Source organism: Thermohalobaculum sp., assembly GCF_058622915.1.
Window position 1 is genome coordinate 1 of the sequence record NZ_JBZSYN010000194.1, and the last position, 4,350, is coordinate 4,350.

The 4,350-nt window shown below is 71.2% G+C and carries 4 protein-coding genes and 1 pseudogene; 2 read left to right on the forward strand and 3 right to left on the reverse strand.

Annotation, left to right across the window (positions count from 1 at the left end; all coding sequences use genetic code 11):
* Together AC32QD_RS15235 and AC32QD_RS15240 are read left to right on the forward strand one after the other, a co-directional pair.
* Positions 1–484 (forward strand): annotated as a pseudogene (locus AC32QD_RS15235) (DNA repair protein RecN); the annotation flags it as partial.
* Between the two features lie 2 nt (positions 485–486).
* Positions 487–645 (forward strand): hypothetical protein, encoded by a 159-nt coding sequence (locus tag AC32QD_RS15240; protein ID WP_492011359.1) that lies wholly within the window; start codon positions 487–489, stop codon positions 643–645.
* Here AC32QD_RS15240 and AC32QD_RS15245 read toward each other — a convergent pair.
* From AC32QD_RS15245 to thrS, 3 genes are all read right to left on the reverse strand, one after another.
* Positions 642–1,313, reverse strand: coding sequence for a DUF938 domain-containing protein (locus tag AC32QD_RS15245; RefSeq protein WP_492011360.1), 672 nt, complete (start codon positions 1,311–1,313; stop codon positions 642–644). The genes AC32QD_RS15240 and AC32QD_RS15245 overlap by 4 nt on opposite strands.
* A 20-nt stretch (positions 1,314–1,333) precedes the next feature.
* Complete coding sequence (infC, locus tag AC32QD_RS15250; RefSeq protein WP_492011362.1) at positions 1,334–1,876, reverse strand: translation initiation factor IF-3; 543 nt, start codon at positions 1,874–1,876, stop codon at positions 1,334–1,336.
* A 215-nt stretch (positions 1,877–2,091) separates the two neighbouring features.
* A complete protein-coding gene (gene thrS, locus AC32QD_RS15255) occupies positions 2,092–4,077 on the reverse strand; it encodes a threonine--tRNA ligase (RefSeq protein WP_492011361.1) in 1,986 nt (661 codons plus the stop codon).
* Positions 4,078–4,350 lie beyond the last annotated feature (273 nt).

Sequence of the window (4,350 nt, forward strand, 5' to 3'; positions counted from 1 at the left end):
CACCGAGATCGCGCCCGGCCGGCCCGGCCCCGAGGGCGCCGACGAGGTCTCGTTCACCGCCGCGATCAACCCCGGGGTGCCGCCCGGGCCGATCGACCGCATCGCCTCGGGCGGCGAGCTGTCGCGCTTCCTGCTGGCCCTGAAGGTCTGCCTCGCCGCCCGCGCGCCCGGCCTCACCCTGATCTTCGACGAGATCGACCGCGGCGTCGGCGGCGCCACCGCCGACGCGGTCGGCCGCCGGCTCGCCACGCTCGCCCGGGGTGCCCAGGGCGCCCAGGTCCTGGTCGTCACGCACAGCCCCCAGGTGGCCGCGCGCGGCGACCATCACTGGCGAATCGCCAAGTCCACCGACGGCCGGCGCACCCGCACCGAAGTCGCGCCGCTCGATGCGGACTTGCGCATCGACGAAATTGCGCGGATGCTTGCAGGCGAGACGGTCACGCCCGAGGCCCGCTCGGCCGCGAGGGCGCTGATGAAGGTCTGAACATGGTCGGCGAAGTGGTGAAGAAGGCGGGCAAAGGCTTCGCGAACGCGACGGTCGGCCCCACCCAGGGCCTGGTCCAGCACGCCTTCGCCTATATCTTCAGCCCCTGGGGGCTCCTCGCGCTTGTCGCCTTCCTGATGATGGTCTGGGTGGTCCGCTAGGGCGCACGCCGCTCGCCGCGCCCGAACGCCACCAGCAGGTTGTTGGCCGGCAGCTCGCTCACCCGGGCGGCGCCGAAGCCGTGCGCGGCGGCGCGCCGCGAGACCTCGTCGAGGTCGCGCACGCCCCACTCCGCGTTCGCCTCCCTCAGCGCCGCGTCGAACTCGGCGTTGGATGGCGTGGTGTGCTCGCCGCCGCGGCGGAAGGCGCCGTAGAACACCAGCACGCCGCCGGGCGCCAGCGCCTGCGCCGCCCCGGCCACGATGCCCTCGGCCACGGCCCAGGGCGCGATGTGGATCACGTTGACCGCGATCACCGCCGCGAGCGGCCCCAACCGCCGCACCTCGGACGCCGCCGCCCAGTCCCCGCCGGCGTCGAGCGCGAACGGCGCGCGCAGGTTCGCCAGCCCCGCCGCCCGGCGCCAGGCGGCGATGGAGGCATGGTGCTCGGGGTGGATGTCGGTCGGCTGCCAGTCGAGGCCGGGGAAGCTGCCGGCCCAGTGGGCGATGTGCTGGCCGGTGCCCGAGCCGATCTCCAGCACCGTGCCCTCGCGCCCCTCCAGAAGCGGCCGCAGCGCCTCGGTGATCGGCGGGCAGTTGCGCTCGAAGGTCGGCGAGAAGATCCGTCCGTCCGGCGCCGCCTGCGCCGTCTGGGCCGTATATTTCGGCATGAAGGGCGCAGGCGGGCGGGTCACTTCTGCGGCGCCACCACCATGGTCATCTGGCGGTTCTCCATGCGCGGCATCGATTCGACCTTGCCCAGGCCCTCGACATCGCCGGCGATGCGCTCCAAAAGCTCGCGCCCCAGCTCCTGGTGCGCCATCTCGCGGCCGCGGAACCTGAGCGTGACCTTGACCTTGTCGCCCTCGCCCAGGAACTTGGTCACCGCGCGCATCTTCACGTCGTAGTCGTGCGTGTCGATGTTGGGGCGGAACTTGACCTCCTTGATCTCGATGACCTTCTGCTTCTTCTTGGCCTCGGCGGCCTTCTTCTGCTGTTCGTACTTGAACTTGCCGAGGTCCATGATCTTGCAGACCGGGGGGCTGGCCCCGGGCGAGATCTCGACGAGGTCGAGACCGGCCTCCTCGGCCATCTCGACGCCCCGCTCCGGGGGCACGACGCCGACATTGTCGCCGTTCTCGTCGATGAGGCGGATTTCCGGCACGCGGATGTGGTGGTTGACGCGCGGACCCGTGTCCCGCGTCGGGGGTGCGTTGTGCGGACGTCTGGCTATGGATCAGTCTCCCTCGTCTGGGCCCCGCCGCGCGCCTTCGGCGGCGGATGCGTGGCAACAAGACACGACTCGCCGCCCCTGGCCCTGGCGGCCGGGGCGGCGCGCGCTCTGTGAAGTATAATCCGGCCCGGCGCAAGGGAAAAGGGCGCGCATGCGCCCCCGGGGCGGGCGGCCGAGGCGCCGGCGCCCAAGGCGCGTGCCGGGCCGCGCGCGGCTCAACCGGCCCGCGTCAGGTCCGGCGCCGTCGCCTCGGCCGCCAGTGCCGCGACCGCCTCATCGAGCGTCACCACCTTCTGCCCCGGCTCGCCCAGCCGGCGCACCGAGACCGTGCCCGCCTCGACCTCCTGCCGGCCCACCGCCAGGATCAGCGGCACATGCGCGGCCGAGTGCTCGCGCACCTTGTAGTTGATCTTCTCGTTGCGCTTGTCGGCCTCGGCGCGCAGGCCCGCCGCGCCCAGCCGCGCCACCACCGCGTCGGCGTAATCGTCGGCATCCGAGACGATGGTCGCCACCACCGCCTGGCGCGGCGCCAGCCATAGCGGGAAGCGCCCGGCATACTGCTCGATCAGGATGCCGAGGAAGCGCTCGAACGAGCCCAGGATGGCCCGGTGCAGCATCACCGGGCGCTTGCGCGCGCCGTCGGCGTCGACATATTCGGCGTCCAGCCGCTCGGGCAGGTTGAAGTCCACCTGGAAGGTGCCGCACTGCCACTCGCGCCCGATGGCGTCGGTCAGCTTGAAGTCGAGCTTCGGCCCGTAGAAGGCGCCCTCGCCGGGGTCCACCGTGAAGTCCGTGGTGACCTTGCGCACCGCCGATTCCAGCGCCGCCTCCGCCTTGTCCCAGATGGCGTCCGAGCCCACCCGCACCTCGGGCCGGGTCGACAGCTTGACGTCGAACGACTCAAAGCCCAGGTCGCGGTAGATCGAGGCCAGCAGCTCGATGAAGGCGCGCGTCTCGCCCTCGATCTGGTCCTCGGTGCAGAAGATGTGCGCGTCGTCCTGGGTGAAGCCCCTGACCCGCATCAGCCCGTGCATCGACCCCGAGGGCTCGTGCCGGTGGCACGAGCCGAACTCGGCCAGCCTCAGCGGCAGGTCGCGATAGCTGCGCACACCTTGGTTGTAGATCTGCACGTGGCCCGGGCAGTTCATCGGCTTGAGCGCGTTGATTCGCTTGGCATCGCCGCCCTCGTCCACCTCGACGATGAACATGTGCTCGCGGTACTTCTCCCAGTGCCCCGAGGCCTCCCACAGCTTGCGGTCGATCACCTGCGGCGTGCGCACCTCGCGATAGCCCGCGGCGTCGAGCCGGCGCTGCATGTAGGCCTGCAGCTGGCGCCAGACCATCCATCCCGGCGGGTGCCAGAAGATCATGCCCGGCGCCTCCTCCTGGGTGTGGAACAGGTCCATCTCGCGCCCGATGCGGCGATGGTCGCGCCGCTCGGCCTCCTCGAGCTGGTGCAGATAGGCCTTGAGCTCGTCGCGGTTGCGGAACGCCACGCCATAGATGCGCTGCAGCATCTTGTTGCGGCTGTCGCCGCGCCAGTAGGCCCCGGCCACCTTCATCAGCTTGAAGGCGTCGGCCGGCACCTGACCGGTGTGTTGCAGGTGCGGGCCGCGGCACAGGTCCTGCCAGGGACCGTGCCAGTACATGCGCACCGGCTCGCCCTCGGGGATCGCCTCGACCAGCTCCACCTTGTAGGGCTCGCCGGTCTCGCGGTAGTGGCGAATCGCCTCGGCGCGCGGCCACACCTCGGTCTTGACCGGGTCGCGCGCGGCGATGATCTCGCGCATGCGCTTCTCGATGGCGGCGAAGTCGTCGTCCGAGAACGGCTCGTCGCGGTCGAAGTCATAATACCAGCCGTTCTCGACCACCGGGCCGATGGTGACCCTTGTGTCGGGGAACAGCTCCTGCACCGCGCGGGCCATGATATGCGCCAGGTCGTGGCGGTAGAGCTCGTAGGTCGCCGCCGCATCGTCCCTGGGCGTGAGGATGCTGAGCTCCGCATCCCGCTCGATCGGCCAGGAAAGGTCCCACAGCCGCCCGTCGAGGCGTGCCGCGATGGCCTGCTTGGCCAGCGAGGGCGAGATGTCGGCGGCGATCTCGCGCACCGTGACGCCGCGCTTGTAGCTGCGGCTGGCGCCGTCCGGCAGCCTGATCGTCACGTCCTCGCGCTGGTCGACGGCCTGCTGTTCCACGTCCATGCCCTTCTTTGCGGAAGCCGCGCGCAAACTCCCCGCCGCGCGCGGCGCTGTCAAGCGCGCGCATCGTCCCGGATAAAACTGACCGTCGCCGCCGCCGCTCTGTTCCCGGGGGCTGTTCTCCCCGGCTGTGTTCCCTGGACTGTGTTCCCCGGGCTCAGATCCCCCGGGGCTGTGTTCCCCGGCGCGGCTCAGAGTGGCCGGGCGAAGCTGCGGCCCGCGGCGCGCTCATAGACCGCCAGCGTCGCGCGCTGCATCGCCGCCACCGTGTAGCGG

Coding starts and splice junctions, on each gene's coding strand:
- AC32QD_RS15240 (WP_492011359.1), top strand. CDS start 487: ATGGTCGGCGAAGTGGTGAAGAAGGCGGGCAAAGGCTTCGCGAACGCG.
- AC32QD_RS15245 (WP_492011360.1), bottom strand. CDS start 1,313: ATGCCGAAATATACGGCCCAGACGGCGCAGGCGGCGCCGGACGGACGG.
- thrS (WP_492011361.1), bottom strand. CDS start 4,077: ATGGACGTGGAACAGCAGGCCGTCGACCAGCGCGAGGACGTGACGATC.